The organism is Streptomyces sp. NPDC017246 (assembly GCF_044331325.1).
In the GTDB taxonomy this organism is placed as follows: domain Bacteria; phylum Actinomycetota; class Actinomycetes; order Streptomycetales; family Streptomycetaceae; genus Streptomyces.
This window is the reverse complement of the sequence record NZ_JBIRMW010000001.1, coordinates 907,289-929,917: the sequence shown is the minus strand read 5'-3', so window position 1 is coordinate 929,917 and position 22,629 is coordinate 907,289. Positions and strand designations below refer to the sequence as shown.

Below are 22,629 nucleotides of genomic sequence, written 5' to 3'. Positions count from 1 at the left end.
GAAGCGGCTTTCTGCGGCGCCTCATTCAAGAGCTCAATCCCTCCACATGTCCAACAGGGCAAACCGGAAGCAGCTATGCAGGGTTGGCGAATTCGCCCGCTGAAACAGCCAGTTGCACGAAGGTTGTAGAGATGATCGTGAAGGGCTTGTGAAAAATTTGAGGCGTGACTTTCACGGACGTGTGGGCTTTGACGCGCGAATGGAAATTCTATCGGGAGATGTTTGGAGTCGAAACTTCCAATTTGCTGGATGGATCGCGCTTTGCGATCCATCATGAATGGTGGAGTGGATTCCCCGAGAAAACGGAACAATTGCCACAGATCAAACCGTAGAGCTGCACCTCGCATTGCCAGCCAATTGACGTTTAACTGAATGGATGTTGGGATCATGCTGCCTCGACGCCCGGACAGCATCTGCGCGCCATTTGCGCATCTGTCTCGGCGACGCGGCGGGCGGCACCGTGCCGCGCCATCGGGGCGAGTGCGGGTCGGATAGACACAGTGAGAGTGGAAAGGAGTCGTGATGTCACAGCAATCACGGCGGGTGTTGAGTAGGCGTCAGACGCTGGCCATTTTCACCGGGGTAGCGGCCGGCAGCGTGCTGTCCACCGGTATGTTCGGGACGCGCCCGGCGTACGCGGCGAGCGGTTCGGGTGGCACGCCGGTGGTGCCCGAGGGATCTGGACTTCCGGATACCGATCGCGGCAAGGTGGTCTGGGCGTACCGATCGGGCCGCCGGGCCGTCCGCACCGCGGCGTCTGCGGCGCTGGCGGGATCCGCCGCGGACATAACGGAGTTCCTCGCTCAGAAGGCACCCGTGGCCTGGGCCGAGGACAACAGGTTCGCGCTCGCGGAGTCCCTGGCCACAGCGGGCTTGGCGACGCGCAACGCCATCGGTGCGGCGTTGTCCAGCGGGGACGCAGCGGTCGAGACCCTCCTCCAGGGCGGTTTCCAGACTGCCGTGGACGAGGATCTCAGGGTGGCCGTGAGTACGGTCCAGGCCCACGGTGCCAAGGCTGTGAAGCGTGATGCATCCGCCGCGCTGGCGGCCGATTCCCCCTTCGCGTTGCGCGCCTTCCTCAGTGACGGGCGGTTCACCGCGCAGGAGGAGGACGACCGTGTGCAGGTGATGACCATCCTCGCCTCAGCGTCACCACAGGTGGCTGACTACGCGAGTCGGGCCATGAACGACGGGTCGGCCAGGGCCATCCGGTGGTTCCTGGAGACGGGTCAGTACATCGCCCGGGCACGCGACGAGGAATCGGCCACGATCCAGCAGTTGGTCGACACCGTGGAGAAGGAAGCACGCCGCGCCGGTCAGAAGACCGATGAGGCTGTCGAGCTGTCCGAGCAGGCAGTCAAGGCTTCCGAGAAGGCGAAAGCCTCGGCACTGGAAGCCAAGGCCGAGGCCTTGGCCGCCGAGCAGGATGTCGCACGCTCGGCCAAGGCGGCGGGGAAGGCCGCGCAGGCGGCCAAGGGCGCGGCCGCGGCCGCGTCGACCGCGGTGGCGGCCTCACGGACGGCACAGTCCGCCGCACAGCGTTCGGTGGCTGCCGCCAATGCCGCTGCCGCGGCAGCGGCATCGGCGGGACGCGCTGCGGCGAATGCGTACCGTGCGGCGATCGCCGCTTCCAAGGACAGGGCGATGGCGGGCGCGGCCACCGCGGCGGCGGACGTGTGCCTGAAGCTGGTGAGCTTCGTGCGCACGGTGGCCGCCAAGGCGGACCTCGCGGCCTTGGCTTCCGACGCGGCGGTGCGGGCGGGCGACGCCGCCCGCAACTCGGCGGTCAACGCGGCCGCCGCCGCCGGCGCGGCGGCCGACGCGGCCGTGGCCTCCGGAGCAGCCAAGTCCGAGGCCGCCGCCGCGAAGCAGGCCGCCGCCGAAGCGGATGCCGCCGCGGCCGTGGCGACCACGGCGGCGGGCAGGGCGCGGAACCTGGCCGGGCAGGCGGCCGTCGCTGCCCGCACGGCGCGTGACGCGGCCAACAGCGCCGCCGATCACGCCGAGAAGGCCGCGGCCGCGGCCAAGGAAGCGGCCGCCCACGCCGGTGAGGCGGTCGACTACGCCAACCGGTCCACGCTGGCTGCCGACGCCGCTGTCGAGGCGGCGAACGCCGCCGCCGCCGCGGTCGCCAAGGCGGGGGATGTCGAAGCGCTGGCCCGCCAGGCCGAGGCCGACAGTCTGGCCGAGGAGACCAGCGAGGCGATCGAGCAGGCACGGCTCGCGGCGAGTGCGGAGTTGAACGAGCTCGAACGGTTCAACCGGGAGCGGACCCAGGAAGCACGCCTCTCCGAAGAGCTCCGGGCACTCATCAGCTCTGCGGAATCAGCACTGCAGAACGGAACCATCGAGCAGGCCGCGGCGGCCGGGCGCAAGGCGGCGGTCCGCCTCTTGGAGGGTTCGGGGACCTGGACCCGTCAGGCAGCGGAGTACGCGCTGGCCGGTTCGGACCAGGACGTCGTCAACTGGATCTCGACCGACCGCGTCCTCGCGCTGCAGCAGGACAACGTCGAGAACGTCGGGGCGGTCGCCGCGACGTCGACGGAGGCCGTGGCGACGGCGGCCGCGGCGGCTCTGAAGACCGAGGACCACGCCAAGATCAAGGCGTTCCTGGAGACCGGAGCGGTCGAGGCGGGCGCTGAGGACAACCGGGTCGAGGTGGCCAGGATCCTGGCCGACCCCAGCAGCGGCACGAGGGTGCGAAGCGAGGCATCGGCCGCACTGGACGCGGGGACCGCCGAGGCCCTGCACACCTTCCTGTGGGTCGGCCGCGAGGCGGCCGTACGCGAGGATGACCGGGTGGCCGCTTCCGCACTGCTCGCAAGCGGAGGCCCTTACACCAAGGCGGCGGCGCAGATCGCGCTCGAGGGCGACACCTTCATGCTCCGCCAGTTCATCTCAACCACTCAGTACGACCTCGCGCGGATCGACCACGATCGCGCCACGCACATCAGCGCGGTCCGTGCGTCGATCGCACGCGCGGCCAAGATCGCGGCGAATGCGCAGGAGGACGCGGCCCGCGCCTCCGAGGCTGCCGCCCTCGCACGCCAGGCCGCTGACAAAGCGCTCGAGTGGGCCGACCTCGCCAAGGGTTATGCCGCGGATGCGGAGAACTCTGCGCAGGAAGCACGTGACAACGCCGACGCCGCCGAGACGTCTGCGGCCGAAGCGGCGAAGTCCGCCCAGACCGCGAGCAACGCGGCCGCCGCGGCAGTCAAGGCGAGCAGCGTGGCACGCAAGGCCGCGACGCGAGCCGTGCGGTCCGCTGAGATCGCCGCGCGCTACGCCACGGACGCCGCGATCTCGGCAACGTTAGCCCGCAAGCAGGCACTCGAAGCCGGCAAGGACGCCGTCGCCGCCGCGCAGGCCGCAACCCAGGCCTACATTCTTGTTGCCCAGGCCGCGGTGCGTGAGGCGATCCAGAAGGCGATCGACAACGCTTCCGTTCCCATCGGCGGCGGGAACGGCCTTCCGGCCGGAGCCGAGAGCTGTCTGACGCCGTTCGGCAAGCCCATCCCGTCCGGAAACGGCAATAACCCGTTTGAGCTGGGGTGGAGCTGGCTCACGGGGGGCGGCGACCGTTCCCAGTGTTTCGGCCCGGACGACGGGTTCACCAAGCTCTACCGCGAGCATCCCTGGACCAGTGAGGCCCTCGGCTACTTTGCTGATCGGGTGCGGGCCGGGAACTACGAGCTGGGTCACACGTACATGTACGACTACAGCCTCGCCGGCTTCCAGGGCCTGAAATGGCTCAGAGACATCCATGCCACGCAACCAGGAGACGGGCTCCTGACCGGGTACACCGGAAACTTCGCGTACGCGTTCCTGGGCTCACAGCAGATCCGGATGACCCCCATCCGGAAGAACGCGGACGGCAGCGTGGTGTGGCGGTACACGGCGTTCAGCGCGCAGAGCATTGAGTCCGCGACCCGCCCGCCTGTCATCGGATACCAGGACTGGTACAAGGACACCGCCGGTAAGGCCATCAACGGGTTGATCGACTGGGTCAGCGGCGACTCAGGGCCGGGGTCGACCATGACCATGGTCATCGAGTTCAACGTGACGCTGGGGCCGTAGTGGGCAAGCTGACGAGTGGACGTTGGTTCGCCGCTGCCCTGGCCGCTTCCGCGGTACTCATCGCAGGCTGCACGGCTCAGGCCGACGCCGAAGACCTGCCCGGTCTGTACCGCAACAAGGAGACCGGCGGCGAGATCCGGCTTGATTCCAACGGCACATTCACGGCCACTCATCTGTCGACAGACGCGCACACCGACCCCGCCGATTTCCACGGCCAATGGGAGTTCGTCGACAGCAGCGGCAGCGACTTCGTCTACCTGGACATCGATGAGCGTGGCATCGGTGAGGTCTCCGGTGTCCAGCTCTACGCGCGCGGCGGAGGAAAGGTAGCGTTCAGCACTCCGGATGGGGCGTGGTCCCTGGTGCTCACCAAGAGCACTGAGACTTAGGGGCCGTGTCTCAACCGGTCATGGAACGTATGGGTCGAACAGGGATCCTGGCCGGGTGATCTTCCGGTGGTGCGCGCATGAAGGCAGGGCCTCTCGGTAGCTCAGTGGTTGTTGAAGCCAAGAGCTGTTCCAGGAGGCCCTGAGCCTTTTCCAACCTCACGCTGATGCGTGGTGAAGGACGACGACGGCCTTCACGATGCTGGTGGTGCGGTCAGGACAGCAGCAGAGTTTCCGCAGTGGACGCCAGCACTTGAGCGTGGCCATGGCCTGGTCGCCGGCACAGCAGATCTTGGCGTGGGTGGTGTTGTGCCGACGCTGCCGTCGCTTGAGCCGACGGCCCCGGAACGGGACGCGAACACACCGGCCGGCACCCTGATAGGACTTGTCCGCCCGGCACTTGATGTCGGCATCGGCAAGGGCGTCGACGATGCCGTGCGTCCGGGCGGCGGCGAGGTCGTGGGTGGAGCCGGGCAGCGCGGGTGAGGCCCACAGCAGCCTGCCGTGCGGGTCGGTGAGGACCTGGACGTTCATGCCGTGACGCTTGTGCTTCCCGGAGCAGTACGGGCGGGTCGGCGGCGACGCGGTCGATCGGCAGCAGCGTGCCGTCCAGGATCACGAACGCCAGACCGCGCGCGGCCTGTACGGCGCTGGCGGGGCTGGGCGCCTGCGCGGCCAGGATGTCGATGGCCTCGCGTATGTAGCGATAGGCGGTGGCGATCCCGATGCCGAACCCGGCAGCGAGCTGCGCGTAGGTGTCGCCGCACCGCAGATGAGCCAGGGCGAGCAAGGCCGGCCGTCCTGCCGTGAGGCGCCGCCATCGGGTGCCGATCTCCGCGCGGTGCAGCGTCAATTGGCGGGCGAGGTACACGCAGGTGCGTGTTGGACAGATCGATCGCCTACGGGTGGACAAGCACGCGAAGCTCCTGCGCAGCACGGTGGATCTTGGTCGTGACACCGTCTACCAGGAGCTTCGTCATGCTGCAGAGCTGACCAAGCCGACTCTCCCGCCGCTGCCTGCTGCGGCCCGGGCAGCGACTCCGCCCGGCCCCCGGATCGGCCGGCATCAGCGGCTCGATCCGGTCCCACATTGCATCGGTGATCACTGAGCTTCTTCGATGTGACCACCGATCGGGTGACGGTCCGTGAAGCGCAACGAGCGAGGCCCCCGGGCTGTTGATCGAGATGTCTGACGTCTCAATGACGTTGCTCGGGGGCCTCGTTGGTCATGCGTCCTGCTGCACGGGCTCTCCGACTTCGAGACGGTCCAGGAACTGCGCTGTGACCTGCGGTGGAAGGCCGCCTGCGGGCTCGGCTTGCACGACACCGCGTTCGATCCGTCCCTTCTGGCCTACTTCCGTCGGCGCCTGCGCTCCAGTGACCCGAACCGGCTGTTCCGCAAGGTCAGAGAGGTCGTCGCGGCCACCGGTGTCCTCAAGGGCCGGCAGCGGCGGGCCCTGGACTCCACCGTGCTCGACGACGCGGTCGCCACCCAGGACACCGTCACCCAGCTCATCGCCGCGATCCGCCGGGTCATCCGCGAAGTCCCCCACGCCGAGCGGACCGCCGCGACCTGGTGCACCGCCCACGACTACACCGACCCCGGCAAGCCGAAGATCGCGTGGAACGACGAGCAGGCCCGCACCCGCCTGCTCGACGCCCTGGTCACCGACGCACTGAACCTGCTGGGCCGCCTGCCCGAGCAGGACCTCGGGGAAGCCGCGGCGAACGCTCTCGGCCTGCTGGCCCTGGTCGCGGGCCAGGACGTCGAACCCGCCGCCGACAGCGACGGCCGCGACGGGCGCTGGCAGATCGCCCGGCGCACCGTCTATGACCGTACGGTGTCCACCGTCGACCCCGAAGCCCGTCACATCCACAAGAACCGGACCGCCACGAGGAGGGGTTCCGCGCGCACGTGGCCTTCGAGCCCGAGACGGGAGTGTTCACCGAGGTCGCGCTGACCGTCGGCAGCGGGACCGGCAACCACGCGGCAGCCGTCGCCCGGGACCTCCTCGCCGACGAAGACCTGCCGGTCACCGCCCTGGGTGATGCCGCCTACGGAACCGGCGACCTGCGCGAACACCTCCAGGACCTGGGCCATGACCTGGTCCTGAAGCCCCCGCCGCTCAAACCCGCCGTCCCCGGCGGCTTCACCGCCGACGAGTTCACCGTCGACACCGAACAGGGCCACGTCACCTGCCCCGCCGGACACGCCGTCACGCTCGGCCGACGACTGGCCAACGGCGCACGCCAGGCCCAGTTCAAGAAACTGTGCGCCGCCTGCCCGCTCAAGGACCGCTGCACCCGCTCCAAAACCGGCCGCGTCTTCAGCGTCCACACCCAATACGACCTGCTCAAAGCCGCCCGCGACCAGGCCGCAACCGACCCCCACTGGCAGGCCGAGTACCGCCGCTGGCGCCCGCCAGTCGAACGCGCCATCGCCTGGCTCGTCGCCAAAGGCAACCGCCGCGTCCCCTACCGAGGCGTCATCAAGAACAACACCTGGCTCCACAACCGCGCCGCCGACCTCAACCTCCGCCGCCTGATCAACCTCGGACTCACCCCAACCAACGGCACCTGGACACTCACCCCTGCCACCGCATAACGCGAGGGGCCACCCGGCCCACCGCCAGGCGACCCCTCGGACAAGATTTTCAGTGATCTTCCAGGTGACCGTCCCTGAGGGCGGGGCCGAGCTGGAGATCTTCGTCGAGCCCTTCGGCCGGGTCAACTACGGCCCCCACCTGGCCGACCGAAAGGGCCTGATCGGCGGCGTGCGCCTGGACCACCAGCACCTCTTCGGCTGGGACATCAGCGTGCTGCCCCTGGACGACCTGACGGTTCTGCCCACCAGCCCCGCCGCGGAGACGGCGGCCGGCCCGGTCTTCCACCGCGCCGACGTGCAACTCCAGCAACCTGCAGACGCGTTCCTCGCCGTCCCGGCAGCCACGGCACCCTGGTCTGGCTCAACGGATTCCTCCTCGGCCGCCTGTGGACCAGGAAGGGGCCCCAGCACACGCTGTACGCCCCCGGGCCCCTGTGGCGCGCGGGCACCAACGAGATCCTCGTCCTGGACCTCCCGGGCACCGCCGCAGGCCTCACCGTCGAACTGCGGGACCACCCCGACCTCGGCCCTACGGCACCGGCGCGGCACTGACTGCGGGTCACGTCGCTCATCCGTGCTTCACCATGAGGACGCCGGAGGCACTTCTACCCGGCGGGCAGCGGCAGACGGCGCCGGAACTTCTCCCGGTACGCACCAGGTCCTCGGCAACCGCGCCCGAGGGATCCCTTGAGGAACTGACGTGTTGCTCCGCCCTGAAGCCAGTGTCACTGTCCGTGATCGGCCAGGAGGCGGAGCTACTGGCGAGATGCCGAGCAGGGAAGAGGACACGGACCGAATCCGCAGACGAAGGAGCTGCGTCGCCGGCTGATTTCTCCCCGGATTCTCCCCAGCGCTTACAGGAGGGCAAAAGTCCTGGTCAGGGCCTTTCCGGAGGCAGGTAGACGAGATCACCCGCATCACTTCTCCCCAGAGCCCGAATTGGGCGGTTCGCGCAGGAGGTGCAGAAGCAAACCGCGTGTGCTGTGCGTGTAGGGCCGGGCGCCTGCTACAGCCAGTCTCGACGCTTGAAAATAGCGCACAAACTCACGCAGACCACCCCCAGCAAGCCGATCGCGAAGGGATATCCGAGGCCCCAACTGAGCTCAGGCATCTGCTCGAAGTTCATGCCGTAAATAGTTCCCACGAGTGTGGGTGCGAAGAGGATGGCGGCCCAGGCGGAGATCTTCTTGAAGCCGTCGCCTTCAATGAGCCGACCTGCGCAAACATCTGTATGAGTCGTGCTGACCTGCGGCGCCCGCATGCCGTTGGAGAGCGAAGGTTCTGGCTCAGTTTCCGTGAAGCGCATACGTTGAGTGACGGCTGACGTCTGCGGCAGCTTCTGGAAAGTTGCCTGAAAACGATCAGGGCCGATACTGAGGTGGCCGACAGTTCGAGGTCGTGGAAGAGGGATTGCTCCGGCTGGAAGCTCTGTTGTTCCCGTCGGTTGCGGACGTGTCGGTGCTGTCGGTGCTGTCGGTGGACGTGTGCGACGAGGTGGTACGCGTCGAGGCCCGCAGCACGACGGCCGAGGCGGTATGTCCGAGCTGTGGGTGCTCTTCGAGCCGGATACACAGCTCCTACCTGCGGTTTCCCGCCGATGTGCCCAGCGCGGGAAGGCGGGTCGTTCTGTGCCTGCGCGTCCGCAGGTTCTTCTGTTCAGATGCCGCATGCGGACGGCGAACTTTCGCCGAGCAGATGCCGGGCCTGACCAGGAGATACAGCCGGTGGACCGAACGGCTGCGATCGACCCTGGCCCTGGTGGGCCTCGCTCTCGCAGGCCGAGCCGGCTCCCGGATGGCGGGCGTGTTCGGCGTGTCCGTCAGCCGCAGCACAGTGCTGCGGCTCGTCGCGGTACTGCCTGAGCCGGACGTGCCGGCACCGCGGGTGGTCGGCGTCGATGAGTACGCCACGCGGAAAGGCCACGTCTACGGCACCGTGCTGGTCGACTGCGAGACCCGCCGGCCGGTGGACCTTCTGCCTGACCGGGAGGCGTCCAGCCTGGCCGAGTGGCTGGCGGAGCGGCCAGGCATCGAGGTGGTCTGCCGGGACCGGGCTCCGTTCTTCGCCGAAGGCGCTTCGGCCGGGGCACCCCAGGCGGTTCAGGTCGCTGACCGGTGGCATCTGTGGCACAACCTCACCGAGGCCGCCGAGCGAGCTGTCGCCCGCCATCGCCAGTGCTTGCGCGTCCTGGTCCCGGAACCGGTCGAGGAAGGATCCGCCGGGTCCACACCCTCGGTGGTGGACCCGGCCTCGCCATGGAAGAGCGACCGGTTCGCCAACCGCATCCGATCCAGACACGCCACGGTCCACGCGATGCTGGAAGCCGGCCACAGCCGCCGTTCCATCGGCCGTCAACTCCACATGACACACCGCACCGTCAAGAGCCTTGCCGACGCGGCCAGGCCGGAAGATCTCTTCACCGGTCAGTACCAGTTCAACCGAGCCTCCGTGCTGGACGAGTACAAGCCCTACCTCGACGAACGCTGGAACGAGGGCTGCACCAACCCTGGAAACTCTGGGAGGAGATCGTCCCGCTTGGTTACAAGGGCAGCTACGGCATCGTGAGCGCCTATATCAGGAAGAAGCGCACGTCGCCCCGGCCGGTCACCGCGCAGCCCCCGGCACCCCGCCAGGTGGCCAGATGGATTCTCAGGCGCCCGGAAACGCTTACGGAGGTCGAGCAGCTTCGGCTCAAGGCGGTGCTGGCCAACTGCCCCGAGCTCGACGCCCTCACCGGCCACGTCCGGTCCTTCGCCCAGATGCTCGCCGAGCGCCAAGGCCAACGACTCCCCGAATGGCTCGACGCCGTTCGCCAGGACGACCTTCCCAGCCTCCACACTCTCGCCGCGGGCATTGACCGCGACCGCGAAGCCGTGATTGCTGGCCTCACTCTGCCCTGGAACTCAGGCGTGGTCGAAGGACACGTCAACCGGATCAAGATGCTCAAACGCCAGATGTTCGGCCGCGCCGGCTTCGCGCTCCTCCGCAAGCGGGTCCTCCTCGCATAACAACCTGGCCGAGCATCACGACCATCCAGTTCTGGCCGTGGATGTCGTGCGAGTGCCAGGATGCGTGCCGAAGTGCAGACAGACATGGGGAGGGGAACGGATGCGACTGACGTCGGCAATGCGTGAGTGGAGTACACGGCGCAAGGTGACTACCGCTGCGGTGCTGCAAATACTGTGGCTGGGTGTTCTGATCACCGCCTTGACCACTTGGGACCTCTCGCTCTCCCTCCCCGCCGCCATCGCAGTATGGGCCGGTCCGGCCCTGGGAGGAGTGGTCGGCACCTGGGCTGCCTCGAAGACATCTGCCCGGTGACGATCAGTTACCGCTTCAAGAAAACTGAGCCAGAACCAGAGCGAAACCGGCAGGTCGGCGTGAGTGAGGAAGGCAGCCGCTGTCGCTTGCCGCGCAGGGTCATGGCGCGCAGCAACCTGCCGCAGAGCCGAACCCGGGTCGCCGACCTGATCAGGGACGCGGTACGGGCGGCGAGCCGACCGCCCGACCTCGGCGTATTTCTGGCAGGCATACGCGTCGACATGTGCCTACAGGGCGTCGTGCGGCGGCGGAGCGGCCCGGTCCACGCAGTCGGTCCTCGAGGGGAGACCGGGGACCGGGGCGCCCGATGTTCGACTCAGGCGTCGCCTTCAGGCCTGCCCAGGGACGGCGACGCGAAGGTCGAGGAGCTGTTGCGTATGCACGGGCACGTGGTCTTCGGTTAGGCCATTGAGGAGGCTTGCCAGCGGAATCGGCTGGTCGAGCACGAGTGCGTCATGGGACAGGAGGAGCGTCGGCACAAGAACCGAGGCGGCTTGCTCGTTGAGCTGATCGGCGATGTCGCAGAGGACGGTGGCCTGGCTCCGGACATGATCAATCAGGTCCGCCCGCCCTGAGTGCTCGGTGATGATCCGGTCAAGGTTCCAGGTGTCGAGGGAGATCCGGTTGTCGAAGGTGGGCCGCGAGCCGGCGACGATGCCCAGAGCAACCGCTGCGATCGAGGCGTCGACGCTGAGGAGATGGGCCAGTATCTGGTCGGCGTTCCATCCTCCATCGTCCGCGTCGCCGAGGTCGGGGATGGCCGCCGCATCGAGCAATGTGGCGTAGGCGCTGCGAAGTACCGTCGTATCCATGACGTGCTTCCTTCATTCGGGGCGTGTCGAACTCGAATCCCGCTCCGCTGCCTGCCTCAGCGACGTGTTTGATGTTCGCCAACCACTGGTCCCAGTAGGCCGCGAGCGAGGCCATCCACCGTGCCGTCGTGTCCAGCGCCGCGGGCCGCACTGCATACCGCACCTCCCGTCCGACCCGGCCGCCGGAAACCAGCCCGGCGGCGTCCAGGACGGCGAGGTGCTTGACCACCGCTTGCCGCGAGACGGGAAGTTGTTCGGCGAGCGTCGTGGCAGTGGCCTCGCCCTGTGCGGCGAGCAGGTCCAGCAGTTGACGTCGCGTCGGGTCGGCCAGCGCACCGAGGACGCTGTCGACGACCTCGGCGGCTCCAGAACGTTCTTCTGTCACGTGGAGGGCTGTTCGGCGCGCGTCTTGAGCGCGTCGAGCTCCAGGGGCCAGCCTTCGGTGTGGTCCTTCAGGTTCTGACTGCGCGGGGGGCTGTTGTCCTCGCGCAGCTCTTCTCCGGGGAACGCGCTGGTCCAGCGGTACGCCAAATCTGTGCCACCAGTGACCAGACCCGCTCCAGGGGTGCAGCGTTCAGGGTTTCGCGTTCGATCCGGTCCTCGCTCATGAGGGACTCCTTCACCGTGACCATCGGATGCAACCCCAGGGTTGCACTTTGACCGCCTAGGTGCAACCTTCAGGTTGCACCTAGGCGGTCATTGTTGGGGTTGGTCATGATGGAGAGGGGCTGAGTGAGGGCCGTAAAGCTGCTCAAAGACCGTAATGATCACGTCCCACCAGCGGTCGGCGCGCCTGAGACCGGGAGATACCCGATGCGGCGGGTGGCGATCCTGCCGTCGAACGGACCAGTACTCCGAGGGGACACCGTCATCGGCACCAAGGTTCTGCTCATCACCTCGTTCCAGTACGTCACCTTCTCCTGATCCGGCACGGAGTCGGTCGTCAGTACCACGCCCAAGCTGGCCTCCACTCGGGGATGGGTCTCAAGTGCTGAGGGCGAGACGGCGGCGGAGTGGACCTGCGAAAACGAGTGCTGCCATGACGCTCATCGCCGACGTGGTGAAACCCGTGGTGACCGCTGTTCACCGCTCGTAGAGGCACGGTTGGGGCACGCCGGCGGCGAGGACATCCGAGAAGAGTCGCCAGCGCAATCCTGCGGGATTCACGTACCAGCCCAGCGTCAGTGCACCCGCAAGCTGTCAGCACGGCACCCTGCTACCGACGGGCGTCAGCGGCGGGGGACTCCGGCCGTCGCGTTGCCGAGGATCTCGCACAGCTCGATGTCGTCGTGATACGAGACGTATCCGTACCTCTTCCACGTGAACGAGTACACGTATCCCATTCCCCGGATCAGACCGAGTGCGCCGCGGATGAGCAACTCACCAGCGGCACCGGCCGGTGCGGTCGGCGTGCCGAGGAGACAGGGGAGCGTGTGCCGCTGGCTGAGTGCGTCCAAGGCCTCTACCTTGACCGCATCCGTCCCGGTGGCCGCCTGGACCGCTGGTACATGCGGCGCGACCTGCAGCTGGGCCCCCGACCGCCGTCGGCTCGCCGGTCTGACACCGGGCGATCCCACGGAACCGAACATCGCCGACCCGCTGTGCTGGCTCGACTTCGAGTTCGCCGGCCGCAACACCGTTGCGGGCGAGGCAGCCAACCTGATCTGGTACCTGCTGGCGCTGGGCGGCTGGCTCGTCCCCCGCTACCAGCCCGACGTGTACGCCCGCACCTTCCGCCTCGCCCTGCCCATCCTTGGCGTCATCCCGCCCTCCCGGCTGACCGGACACGACCTCCTGCTCGTCCTGATCAAACTCGCCGAGAGCCAGGACCCGCACACGACGCTCGACACCTTCTTCACCACCACGCCGGCCCCTCACCTCCACCGCGGTGAACGGAGCAGTGCATCGGCAGCGTCAACGCCCGCGCCGGCCGGACGAACCTCGTCGCGTACAGCACCGCGAAAGCCGGGCTGCGTCGAACGCGCGGGCCCCCCGGGATCGCAGTCAACGCCGACCTGACCGACCCGGGCTCCGTCCGGACCATGGCCGAACTCGTCCGCACCGAGATCGGGCCCGTCGACATCCTGGTCAACAACGCCGGCCTCGTGGGCCCCTCCGCCTCGTTCTTCACGGGGCAGTCCGTCCACGTCGACGGCGACTGGATGCTCCACTGAGACCGTCAACAAGCAAGGAGACGAACCGAAATGATCGAACGAGTCCGCGCCGTCCTCGTCACCGAAGACGACACGATGCTGGTCATCCGCCGTACCAGGCCCGGCATCCCCGAGTACTGGGTCCTGCCCGGCGGCGGCGTCGAACCCAGTGACGCGTCCCGGGAGGCCGCCCTCCACCGGGAGATCCACGAGGAGATCGCGGGGAAGGCCGACATCGTCCGCCTCCTCCACACGATGGAGACCGACGACGAGCGCCAGCTCTTCTACCTCGCCCGCATCGTGACCTGGTCCTTCGACGACCGCACCGGTCCCGAATTCAGTGCCGAAGGCCGCGGCGAGTACGCGCTGGAGGAGGTCCCACTGACCCTGGAGGGGCTCGACGGCATCGACCTCAAGCCCGAGGAGATCGCCCACGTGCTGCGGGGAGCCATCGGCGCCGGAAGCCTCGGAGTCGAGACATCGCTCTGAGCCTGCGCGTACGTCGCCCTGCTGCCGGGACCGGCTCTGAGATGAGCCGGTCCCTGCGGCCTTCCGAGGTCAGGGTGTGGGCCAGTGACTCCTGGAACCAGGCGTAGTCCTTCGCCCGCACGTGGCAGCCCCGTACGGGTTCCGGTGCCACCAGGCCCTCGGTCGGCGGGTGGATGTCAGGTATCACGTTCGACTGGAACGGTGGGGGTTCAGGTTCGGCTCACGGCCTTCCGTCGGGGACAGCCGACCTCCGCCGCCGAGTGCCTGGAGGGCGTGGACGGTCATCGTGCCGCCGTCCGTCGGGAGCTGTGTGCTGAACGGCAGGCCGGGGGTCTCGCTCCACGCGCCGATGTGGACCGCTTCGGCGTGGGCCGAGGCGGAGGCCAACTACTCGGCGGATTGGCGGAGTCGCTGTGGTTGCCCGTGCAGGCGAGGGGGGTGACGAGGGACGGCTCGCCCGGCCGCCAGGCCTCAGTGAAGTACTGGGGACGATAGCGGTACTTCACCTTCTCGCCCTTGTCCCTGCTGGTGAGGGCCCAGCCCGCGCGTAACGCCGTGTCGGCGGGGACGATCGTCACCGAGTGGTCGGGGAAGCGGCTGCCCAGCATGTGCTCGGTGAGCGTGAGCGCGAAGCCGATGCCGAGTTCGCCGGACTGCAGCGACTTGTAGGGGTCCGCGATGCGGTGGCCCTCGTCGGTGAGGCCGAGGAAGGAGTTGCGACCGCCCGCCAGGGCTCTCGCCGCAGGACGTCGACTTAGAGCGTGGCGTCATCCGCGTGCGACGACAGGTTCAACTGCTCGATGGCCGATTGCACTTCACTCTGTCCAAGGGTGGGAAGACCCGCGTCGTCGGCATGCCCCGCTCGGTCGCCGCAGAGCTGGCCGCCTACTTCCTGCAGTGTCCGGCCGTGGAGGTCGAGCTGCCGTGGGGCGGACCGGAGTCCCTCCGGCACACGTACGCCTCGATCATCCTCGAAGCCGGAGAGTCCGTGGTCACTCTCGCCCGATGGCTCGGCCACTCCAGCCCGACCATCACCCTCGACCACTACGCCCACTTCATGCCCGAAGCTGGCGGTAAGGGCAGGGCAGTCGTCGACGCGCTGCTCGGCGTCGTCCCCGAGTGCGTCCCGGAAAACCTCACCTTGGCATGAGCGAGCGGGGGCACGGCACACGCTGTGCCCCCGTTGTCGTTGGGCTGCCTGCAGGATTCAGCCGGTGAGGCTCTTGCGGCGGACCCGCATTCCGTACTTCGTTCCCTCAGGTCCACTGCTGATGCCCCAGCCGACGCTGGTGGCGACGTCCCATCCGCTCTGTGCCTTCATCTGGGCTGCGAAGGTTCGGAGGTTGTGGATCGTGCAGCCGCAGTCCAGAGAGACGTCGATGCTCAGATACGGGCTGCGGGGATTGTCGTTCCCGTACGAGGTCTCCTCCCACCGCACCTCGTGGGTGTGTTCCTTGAGGCCGGTCCGCCCCTCGTCGTGCTTGATGCCGTGGGCCTTTGCGTACTCGTCCAGGTCGTCGATCACGAACAGGTGGCTGGACCACGCGCCTGGCCAGACCGCGAAGAGCCGTGAGCTGCCGGCCAGAGCTCGTTCGTAGGTGGCACGGTCAGCCCCGTGTGTCACTCTGCCGTCGTCGTGGACCTCGATGTAGCACGTCGTATGTGCGGTGTACGGGAAGTCCCTTCCCGCAGCCGCTGCACTCCTCGGTTCCAACCGGCCCTCCCTGTGTGCGATGCCCCGCGTGGAAGTCAACAGCATCCGGGGAGCGGTCCGCAGGGCTTCGCCCGGCACCCTCGGTGACGGCGGACTCTCAGCCTTGCCTATGGGACCGTGGTGGCCGCAGCACTGCGAGCGGGGGGCGGCAGGCGTTCACTCCCCAGCGTCGCGCGTTCTCCCCAGATTCTCCCCAGGCGTACGGAACACCCTCTTCCAGGCGTTCGCGCCTGTGAAGGTGATCAGGCGGTAGCGAGGCGTTGCTACAGCCAGTCCTTCCGCTTGAAGACCACGTACAGACTCACGCACACCACCGCCATCAGCACCACCGCGAACGGATACCCGCCCGCCCAGTGCAGCTCCGGCATGTGGTCGAAGTTCATGCCGTAGATCGTTCCCACCAGCGTCGGTGCAAACAGAATCGCGGCCCACGAGGAGATCTTCTTGATTTCCTCGTTCTGTTCGAAGCCCGCTTCCGCCAACGCTCGCATCTCCGCGTTCTGTTGTTGGGTGACCAGGGTCGCGTTGACCGTGAGGATGTCCGTGAGGGCCTGGCGGAAGCCGTCGACGCGTTCGCTGGTGTGGGTGACGTGGTCCGCCACGTCGCGGAGGTAGCGCTGGAGTTCCTCGTCCGTGCCGTACTTGGCGAAGCCGGCCATCAGGCCGTGGAGCATGCCCACCAGGGGGCGCGTGGCGCGTTGGAACTCGACCATCTCCCGGGAGAGTTCGTAGATGCGGCGGGAGACCGCCGGGTCGCCGCCGAAGACCTCCGTCTCGATCTCGTCGATGTCGTTCTGGACGCCCGCCACCACCGGGGCGTAGCCGTCGACCACCGCGTCCAGGATCGCGTACAGGACCGCCTCCGGGCCCAGGGCGAGGAGTTCCGGGTCCTTCTCCATGCGGCGGCGGACCGTGGACAGGTCGGGAGCGGCGCCGTGGCGGACCGTGATCAGGAAGTCCGGGCCCACGAAGATGTGGAGTTCGCCGAAGTCGACCTCCTCCTGGGCGTCCAGGTAGCGGGCGGCCCGGAGGACCACGAAGAGCGTGTCGCCGTACCGTTCCAGTTTCGGGCGCTGGTGGGCCTCCATCGCGTCCTCCACGGCGAGTTCGTGGAGGTCGAACTCGGCTGCCAGGGAGTGGAGTTCCTCCTCGGTCGGGCGCTGGAGGCCGATCCACGCCATGCCGTCCGGGTGTTCGCGCAGCTGTCGGAAGGTCTCCGCGAGGGTGGTGGGGGAGGAGACGCGGCGGCCGTCGCGGTAGAGGCTCGCCTGGACGACGCTCGGGCGTTCCGCCGGTGGCTCCGGGGACGTGGTCGCCGGCGGCTCCGCCAGGGGGCGGCGCCACCCCGCGCGCGGGCGTCGGTCGGACATCTCGTGCACCTCCTCGGTTCCGGCGGGGCGGTGGGGCGGTGGGGCGGTGGGACGGAGGTACGGCGGTGGGGCTGCGGGTCCGGGGCTCTGTGGGCCGCCGGTCCGTTGGTCTGCGGCTCTGCGGTGCGGCTGGGCGTTCCTCGGCAGGATATATGGGGTGAATGGTCGCAGCGCGGGCTCTGGTCCCTGCGACCCGCCCCTTCCCCGGGGCTTGCGGACCGTATCTGTCCGCAAGCCCCGGTAGCGTGCCTCTCATGGCCCTCAAGACGACCCACCCCGTGCTCGGTCCCCGCGCCCTGAACCGGGCGACCCTCGACCGCCAGCTGCTCCTGCGGCTCTCCCCGATGGGCGTCACCGAGGCCGTCGGCCATCTCCTCGGCCTTCAGGCGCAGAACACCAAGCCGCCGTACTACGCCCTCGCCGCCCGCCTCGACGGCTTCCGGACCGAGGACCTGTCCGAGCTCATGGAGTCCCGGCGGGTCGCGCGGATCGTCTCCCTGCGGTCCACCGTGCACACCCACACCGCCCGTGACGCCGACGCCCTGCGCCGCCTCGTCCAGGCCGGGGCCGTCGACCGGGAGCTCAAGATGTTCCGCAAGGGGCTCGAAGGCGTCGACCTCGACCGGCTCACCGCGCTGGCGACCGAGTACGTCGAGGAGCGGCCCCGCACCCCGAAGGAGCTGCGCGAGCGTCTCTCGGCCGAGTGGCCCGACGCCGACCCCCAGTCGCTCGGCATCGCCGCCCGCTGTCTGCTCGTGATGGTGCAGGTCACCCCGCGCGGCCTCTGGGGCCGCAGCGGTCAGGTCGCGCTCACCACCACCGACGTCTGGTTCCCCGGGCAGGAGCGGGAGGCCGCCGACCTCGACGAGACCGTGCTCCGCTACCTCGGCGCCTTCGGCCCCGCCTCCGTCAAGGACATGCAGACCTGGTGCGGCCTCACCCGGCTCCGGCCCGCCTTCGAGCGGCTGCGTCCCGAGCTTCTCGTCTTCCAGGACGAGGCCGGCACGGAACTCTTCGACCTGCCCGACGCGCCCCGCCCGGACGGGGACACCCCGGCCCCGCCCCGCTTCCTGCCCGAGTTCGACAACCTGCTGCTGTCGCACGCCGACCGCGGCCGCGTCGTCCCCGCCGAGCACCGGGGCCGCACCTGGACCGGCAACCAGGCCCACCGCGTCTTCCTCCTCGACGGCTTCCTCGCCGGGCTCTGGTGGCTCGACGAGCAGAAGGACCGCACCACGCTCACCGTCGAGCCCTTCGCGCGGGTGACGCGCGCCCAGCGTGACGCGCTCACGGCGGAGGCCGAGCGGACCCTCCGGCTCATGACGCCGTCGGACACCCCGTACGACATCGTCCACGCGGAGGGCCGAGAGGGATAAGGGGAGCAGGAGGCGCACCCCTGGCGCACCCCCGGCGCACCCCGGCGCAGGGCGGCGCCTGGAAAGGCCCCTAGGGCAGCGCCCCCGCCCGTCGGGCCGCGACCACCGCCTCCAGGCGGGTGTGCGCGCCCAGTTTCCGCATCGCCGAGCGCAGATAGCCCTTCACGGTCTCCGGGCGCAGGCCGAGGCGGGCCGCCGCCCTCGCGTTCGTCGCCCCGGAGGCGACCGCCGCCAGGACGTCCGTCTCCCGAGGCGTCAGGGCGATCCCCGGAGCCGGGGCCGAGGTGCCGGAGGCCGATTCCAGGCGGCCGCAGACCGCGAGCAGCCGTTGGCGCAGCTCCGCGTCCGCGACCCGGGGCGCCAGTTCGCGCAGCTCCCCGTACGCCTGGCGGACCTCCTCCCAGGACGGTCCCGAGGGCGCCGGCGCGAGGAGCTGCCGGACCTCGTCCCGTACGGCCAGGGCCTGCTCGATGTCGCGGGCCGCCGAGACCGCCGCGTCGAAGACCCGCTCGCCGATCGGCATCGCGTCGCGCAGCGCCCCGTACAGCACTCCGCGCACCTTCCGCCGTACGACGACCGGCACCGCGATGACCGAGCGCAGCCCCTCCGCCGCGACCGGTCCGTCGTACTCGTGGGTGATGTGCCGGGCCGAGGGGTAGTCCGTGACCGCGCACGGCCGCGACAGGGCGAGGCACTTCCCGCCCAGGCCGGAACCCGCCGAGATGGTGAGTCCGTGCAGCGCGGGCGTCACCGCTCCGCTCATCTCGGCGATGCGCAGCGCGCGCCCCTCCTGGAGGAGTCCGCCGAAGACCACGGGCAGCCCGCTGCCGCGGCGCAGCCGCAGCAGCGCCGCGCGCAGCTCGACCGTTTCCATCTGCTCGGCCACGGGACCACTCCTTCACCCCCGAACGGGGGTAGTGAGACCTGGGTCACTGATTACACGATGTCCTGGACGGGTCCCGCAACGAGGAGGATGCATGTCGGCTGTGAGCGCGACCAGTGCGACGGAGAGGTTCCGGGCCGCCCGGGACTTCCTGGTCCAGCATCGCGAGGACTACGAGACGGCCTACGAGGGCTTCGTCTGGCCCCGTCCCGACCGCTTCAACTGGGCGCTCGAATGGTTCGACGTCATCGCCGAGGGCAACGACCGGACGGCGCTGCACCTCGTCGAGGAGGACGGCTCCGAGACGAAGGTGTCCTTCGCCGAGATGTCCGCCCGCTCGAACCGGGTCGCGAACTGGCTGCGTGCCCAGGGCGTGCGCGCGGGCGACCGGATCATCGTGATGCTGGGCAACCAGGTCGAGCTCTGGGAGACCGTCCTCGCCGCGATGAAGCTGCGCGCCGTCGTCATCCCCGCCACCCCGCTCCTCGGCCCCGCCGACCTGCGCGACCGCGTCGAGCGGGGCCGCGCCCGCCATGTGATCGTGCGTGCCGAGGACACCGCCAAGTTCGACGACGTCCCCGGGGAGTACACCCGGATCGCGGTCGGCGGCGACGGGGTGAGCTGGCTGGGGTACGAGCTCTCCGCCGACGCGTCGGAGGTGTTCGAGCCCGACGGCGCCACGCTCGCCGACGACACCCTGATGCTGTACTTCACCTCCGGCACCACCGCCCGCCCCAAGCTGGTCGAGCAGACCCACACCTCGTACCCGGTCGGGCACCTCTCGACGATGTACTGGATCGGTCTCAAGCCGGGCGACGTGCACCTCAACATCTCCTCGCCCGGCTGGGCCAAGCACGCCTGGTCGAACCTCTTCGCCCCGTGGAACGCGGAGGCGACCGTCTTCATCCACAACTACACGCGTTTCGACCCGGCCCGGCTGATGGACGAGATGGACCGGAACGGCGTCACCAGCTTCTGCGCCCCGCCGACCGTGTGGCGGATGCTGATCCAGGCCGACCTGGGCCGGCTGAAGACCCCGCCGCGCGAGGTCGTCGCCGCCGGCGAACCGCTCAACCCCGAGGTCATCGAGTCGGTGCGGCGCGCCTGGGGCGTCACCGTCCGGGACGGTTTCGGTCAGACCGAGACCGCCGTCCAGGTCTCCAACAGTCCTGGTCAGCGACTCAAGGAAGGCTCGATGGGGCGCCCGAGCCCCGGCTTCCGGGTCGTCCTCGTCGACCCGGTGAGCGGCACGCCGGGCGTGGAGGAGGGCGAGATCTGTCTCGACCTCTCCACCCATCCGGTGGGCCTGATGACCGGCTACCACGGCGATCCCGAGCGTACGGCGGAGGCGATGGCCGGCGGCTACTACCGCACCGGCGACATCGGCTCCCGGGACGCGGACGGCTACATCACCTATGTCGGGCGCGCCGACGACGTCTTCAAGGCCTCCGACTACAAGATCAGCCCCTTCGAGCTGGAGAGCGCCCTCCTGGAGCACGAGGCCGTCGCCGAGGCGGCCGTCGTCCCGGCTCCCGACCCCCTGCGGCTCGCCGTCCCGAAGGCGTACGTCGTGCTCGCGGCGGGCTGGGAGCCCGACGCGGAGACCGCGAAGATCCTCTTCGCCCACTCGCGCGCGGTCCTGGCCCCGTACAAGCGGGTCCGGCGCATCGAGTTCGCGGAGCTGCCCAAGACCGTGTCGGGCAAGATCCGGCGGGTGGAACTGCGCCGGCTGACGGCGGAGGGCGGCGGTACGGAGTTCACGGAAGGGGACCTCGCGTGAACGCGCCCAAGGAGCTCTCGTACGCCCACGGGGTGTCCACCACCGCCCTCCTGGGCGACACCATCGGCGCCAACCTCGACCGGGCCGTCGCCGCGTGGCCCGGCCGTGAGGCGCTCGTCGACCTTCCCTCCGGCCGCCGCTGGACGTACGCCGAGTTCGGCGCGGACGTCGACCGGCTGGCCGGCTCCCTCCTCGGCAGCGGGGTCCGCAAGGGCGACCGGGTCGGCGTCTGGGCGGTCAACTGCGCCGAGTGGGTCCTCGTGCAGTACGCCACCGCCCGCATCGGCGCCGTCATGGTCAACATCAACCCCGCCTACCGATCGCACGAGTTGGCGTACGTCCTCAACCAGGCGGGGATCACGCTGCTCTTCGCCTCGCTCGCCCACAAGACGAGCGACTACCGGGCGATGGTCGAGGAAGTCCGCGCGGAATGCCCGGAGTTGAGTGAGGCGGTCTACTTCGGGGACCCGGGCTGGGACGCGTTCCTCACCCGTACACCCGGCGAGCTGCGCCCCGAGGAGCTCTCCTGCGACGAACCCGTCAACATCCAGTACACCTCGGGGACGACGGGCTTCCCCAAGGGGGCCACCCTCTCCCACCACAACATCCTCAACAACGGCTACTTCGTGGGCGAGATGATCGCCTACTCCGAGCAGGACCGGATCTGCATCCCGGTGCCCTTCTACCACTGCTTCGGCATGGTCATGGGGAACCTGGCAGCCACCTCGCACGGCGCCTGCATGGTGATCCCGGCGGCCTCCTTCGACCCGGCGGCCACGCTCCGGGCGGTGCAGGAGGAGCGCTGCACCTCGCTGTACGGAGTGCCGACGATGTTCATCGCCGAGCTGAACCTCCCCGACTTCGGCGCGTACGACCTCTCCAGCCTCCGCACCGGCATCATGGCCGGGTCGCCGTGCCCGGTGGAGGTGATGAAGAGGGTCGTCGCCGAGATGAACATGGCCGAGGTGTCGATCTGTTACGGCATGACCGAGACCTCACCCGTCTCCACCCAGACCCGCCGCGACGACGACCTGGAGCGCAGGACCGGTACGGTCGGCCGGGTCATGCCGCACATCGAGGTCAAGGTCGTCGACCCGGCGAGCGGCCTCACCGTGGAGCGCGGCACGGCGGGGGAGCTGTGCACCCGCGGCTACAGCGTCATGCTCGGCTACTGGGACGAGCCGGAGAAGACCGCCGAGGCGATCGACACCGGCCGCTGGATGCACACCGGGGACCTCGCGGTGATGCGGGAGGACGGCTACGTCCAGATCGTCGGCCGGATCAAGGACATGATCATCCGGGGCGGCGAGAACGTCTACCCGCGCGAGATCGAGGAGTTCCTCTACGGGCACCCCGGCATCGCCGACGTCCAGGTCGTCGGCGTCCCCGACGAGCGCTACGGCGAGGAGATCCTGGCCTGCGTCATCCCCCGCGACCCGGCCGACCCGCCCACCCTGGAGGACATCGCCGCCTTCTGCCGCGACCGGCTCGCCCACTACAAGATCCCGCGCAGGGTGGAGATCCTCGCCGAGTTCCCGATGACGGTGAGCGGCAAGGTGCGGAAGGTGGAACTGCGGCAGCGGTACGGGGAGGGGAAGTAGGCCCGCCGGGCCCGGCGGCGCGGGAGGGCGACGCGAACGGTCCGCGCAGCCCGGCGGCCCGG

At 69.0% G+C, this 22,629-nt stretch carries 18 protein-coding genes and 5 pseudogenes; 14 read left to right on the top strand and 9 right to left on the bottom strand.

All coding sequences use genetic code 11. The features are described from left to right. Positions 1-522: 522 nt before the first annotated feature. Together ACH4MY_RS04250 and ACH4MY_RS04245 are read left to right on the top strand one after the other, a co-directional pair. Positions 523-4,077: an ALF repeat-containing protein gene (locus ACH4MY_RS04250; RefSeq protein WP_397997173.1), complete on the top strand. Its 3,555-nt coding sequence runs from the start codon at positions 523-525 to the stop codon at positions 4,075-4,077. Next, a complete protein-coding gene (locus tag ACH4MY_RS04245; RefSeq protein WP_397997170.1) occupies positions 4,077-4,466 on the top strand; it encodes a hypothetical protein in 390 nt (129 codons plus the stop codon). Before ACH4MY_RS04250 ends, ACH4MY_RS04245 begins: the two co-directional genes overlap by 1 nt. Positions 4,467-4,622: 156 nt before the next feature. Here ACH4MY_RS04245 and ACH4MY_RS04240 read toward each other — a convergent pair. Next, a pseudogene (locus ACH4MY_RS04240) lies at positions 4,623-5,376 on the bottom strand (transposase family protein). 325 nt (positions 5,377-5,701) lie between these two features. On the opposite strand from ACH4MY_RS04240, the pseudogene ACH4MY_RS04235 reads away from it, so the two are divergent. The 3 genes and pseudogenes from ACH4MY_RS04235 to ACH4MY_RS04225 form a co-directional block, all read left to right on the top strand. Next, a pseudogene (locus tag ACH4MY_RS04235) lies at positions 5,702-7,068 on the top strand (IS1182 family transposase); the annotation flags it as partial. A 52-nt stretch (positions 7,069-7,120) separates the two neighbouring features. Further along, positions 7,121-7,222 (top strand): annotated as a pseudogene (locus ACH4MY_RS04230) (hypothetical protein); the annotation flags it as partial. 44 nt (positions 7,223-7,266) lie between these two features. Further along, positions 7,267-7,620 (top strand): hypothetical protein, encoded by a 354-nt coding sequence (locus ACH4MY_RS04225; RefSeq protein WP_397997425.1) that lies wholly within the window; start codon positions 7,267-7,269, stop codon positions 7,618-7,620. A gap of 454 nt (positions 7,621-8,074) precedes the next feature. On the opposite strand, the pseudogene ACH4MY_RS04220 reads toward ACH4MY_RS04225, so the two are convergent. Further along, a pseudogene (locus ACH4MY_RS04220) lies at positions 8,075-8,260 on the bottom strand (CorA family divalent cation transporter); the annotation flags it as partial. Between the two features lie 206 nt (positions 8,261-8,466). On the opposite strand from ACH4MY_RS04220, the gene ACH4MY_RS04215 reads away from it, so the two are divergent. Both ACH4MY_RS04215 and ACH4MY_RS04210 read left to right on the top strand, forming a co-directional pair. Next, positions 8,467-9,633 carry an ISL3 family transposase gene (locus ACH4MY_RS04215; RefSeq protein ID WP_397997167.1) on the top strand — a complete coding sequence of 389 codons (1,167 nt, stop codon included), beginning with the start codon at positions 8,467-8,469 and terminating at the stop codon, positions 9,631-9,633. After that, complete coding sequence (locus ACH4MY_RS04210; RefSeq protein WP_397997164.1) at positions 9,630-10,076, top strand: transposase; 447 nt, start codon at positions 9,630-9,632, stop codon at positions 10,074-10,076. Before ACH4MY_RS04215 ends, ACH4MY_RS04210 begins: the two co-directional genes overlap by 4 nt. Positions 10,077-10,718: 642 nt before the next feature. Here ACH4MY_RS04210 and ACH4MY_RS04205 read toward each other — a convergent pair. The 4 genes and pseudogenes from ACH4MY_RS04205 to ACH4MY_RS04190 form a co-directional block, all read right to left on the bottom strand. Further along, positions 10,719-11,201, bottom strand: coding sequence for a hypothetical protein (locus ACH4MY_RS04205; RefSeq protein WP_397997445.1), 483 nt, complete (start codon positions 11,199-11,201; stop codon positions 10,719-10,721). 52 nt (positions 11,202-11,253) lie between these two features. Beyond that, positions 11,254-11,586: pseudogene (locus ACH4MY_RS04200) on the bottom strand (ArsR/SmtB family transcription factor); the annotation flags it as partial. Continuing rightward, positions 11,583-11,732, bottom strand: coding sequence for a hypothetical protein (locus ACH4MY_RS04195; protein ID WP_397997161.1), 150 nt, complete (start codon positions 11,730-11,732; stop codon positions 11,583-11,585). The pseudogene ACH4MY_RS04200 and the gene ACH4MY_RS04195, both read right to left, overlap by 4 nt. 698 nt (positions 11,733-12,430) lie before the next feature. Next, positions 12,431-12,658: a hypothetical protein gene (locus ACH4MY_RS04190; protein WP_397997159.1), complete on the bottom strand. Its 228-nt coding sequence runs from the start codon at positions 12,656-12,658 to the stop codon at positions 12,431-12,433. Between the two features lie 10 nt (positions 12,659-12,668). Between ACH4MY_RS04190 and ACH4MY_RS04185 the strand changes: the two genes are divergently transcribed. The 4 genes from ACH4MY_RS04185 to ACH4MY_RS04170 all read left to right on the top strand — a co-directional run bounded on the left by ACH4MY_RS04185 (position 12,669) and on the right by ACH4MY_RS04170 (position 14,993). Continuing rightward, entirely contained in the window at positions 12,669-13,220 is a 552-nt protein-coding gene (locus tag ACH4MY_RS04185; protein ID WP_397997157.1) for a hypothetical protein, read from the top strand. A 23-nt stretch (positions 13,221-13,243) separates the two neighbouring features. Further along, complete coding sequence (locus ACH4MY_RS04180; RefSeq protein WP_397997154.1) at positions 13,244-13,375, top strand: hypothetical protein; 132 nt, start codon at positions 13,244-13,246, stop codon at positions 13,373-13,375. Positions 13,376-13,405: 30 nt separating this feature from the next. Further along, the gene (locus ACH4MY_RS04175; RefSeq protein ID WP_397997151.1) at positions 13,406-13,843 is read left to right on the top strand and encodes an NUDIX domain-containing protein; all 438 of its coding nucleotides are present in this window, start codon (positions 13,406-13,408) and stop codon (positions 13,841-13,843) included. 808 nt (positions 13,844-14,651) lie between these two features. Continuing rightward, entirely contained in the window at positions 14,652-14,993 is a 342-nt protein-coding gene (locus ACH4MY_RS04170; protein WP_397997148.1) for a hypothetical protein, read from the top strand. Positions 14,994-15,050: 57 nt separating this feature from the next. On the opposite strand, the gene ACH4MY_RS04165 is transcribed toward ACH4MY_RS04170, so the two are convergent. Then, positions 15,051-15,467 (bottom strand): hypothetical protein, encoded by a 417-nt coding sequence (locus ACH4MY_RS04165; RefSeq protein WP_397997146.1) that lies wholly within the window; start codon positions 15,465-15,467, stop codon positions 15,051-15,053. Positions 15,468-15,820: 353 nt separating this feature from the next. Beyond that, a complete protein-coding gene (locus ACH4MY_RS04160; protein WP_397997143.1) occupies positions 15,821-16,927 on the bottom strand; it encodes a magnesium and cobalt transport protein CorA in 1,107 nt (368 codons plus the stop codon). Positions 16,928-17,181: 254 nt separating this feature from the next. Between ACH4MY_RS04160 and ACH4MY_RS04155 the strand changes: the two genes are divergently transcribed. Continuing rightward, on the top strand, positions 17,182-18,303 hold the full coding sequence (locus ACH4MY_RS04155) for a winged helix DNA-binding domain-containing protein (protein ID WP_397997141.1): 1,122 nt from the start codon (positions 17,182-17,184) through the stop codon (positions 18,301-18,303). 70 nt (positions 18,304-18,373) lie between these two features. Here the strand turns inward: ACH4MY_RS04155 and ACH4MY_RS04150 are convergent, their stop codons facing one another. Beyond that, positions 18,374-19,177 (bottom strand): response regulator transcription factor, encoded by an 804-nt coding sequence (locus tag ACH4MY_RS04150; protein WP_397997423.1) that lies wholly within the window; start codon positions 19,175-19,177, stop codon positions 18,374-18,376. 112 nt (positions 19,178-19,289) lie between these two features. Between ACH4MY_RS04150 and ACH4MY_RS04145 the strand changes: the two genes are divergently transcribed. Then, positions 19,290-20,966 (top strand): AMP-binding protein, encoded by a 1,677-nt coding sequence (locus ACH4MY_RS04145; RefSeq protein WP_397997420.1) that lies wholly within the window; start codon positions 19,290-19,292, stop codon positions 20,964-20,966. Further along, positions 20,963-22,567 carry an AMP-binding protein gene (locus ACH4MY_RS04140; RefSeq protein WP_397997138.1) on the top strand — a complete coding sequence of 535 codons (1,605 nt, stop codon included), beginning with the start codon at positions 20,963-20,965 and terminating at the stop codon, positions 22,565-22,567. Before ACH4MY_RS04145 ends, ACH4MY_RS04140 begins: the two co-directional genes overlap by 4 nt. Positions 22,568-22,629: the final 62 nt, after the last annotated feature.

Bases quoted from the DNA above. Each gene is read 5' to 3' on its own strand.
- ACH4MY_RS04250 (WP_397997173.1), top strand. From the start codon at position 523: ATGTCACAGCAATCACGGCGGGTGTTGAGTAGGCGTCAGACGCTGGCC.
- ACH4MY_RS04205 (WP_397997445.1), bottom strand. From the start codon at position 11,201: ATGGATACGACGGTACTTCGCAGCGCCTACGCCACATTGCTCGATGCG.
- ACH4MY_RS04180 (WP_397997154.1), top strand. From the start codon at position 13,244: ATGGCCGAACTCGTCCGCACCGAGATCGGGCCCGTCGACATCCTGGTC.
- ACH4MY_RS04175 (WP_397997151.1), top strand. From the start codon at position 13,406: ATGATCGAACGAGTCCGCGCCGTCCTCGTCACCGAAGACGACACGATG.
- ACH4MY_RS04160 (WP_397997143.1), bottom strand. From the start codon at position 16,927: ATGTCCGACCGACGCCCGCGCGCGGGGTGGCGCCGCCCCCTGGCGGAG.
- ACH4MY_RS04155 (WP_397997141.1), top strand. From the start codon at position 17,182: ATGGCCCTCAAGACGACCCACCCCGTGCTCGGTCCCCGCGCCCTGAAC.
- ACH4MY_RS04150 (WP_397997423.1), bottom strand. From the start codon at position 19,177: ATGGAAACGGTCGAGCTGCGCGCGGCGCTGCTGCGGCTGCGCCGCGGC.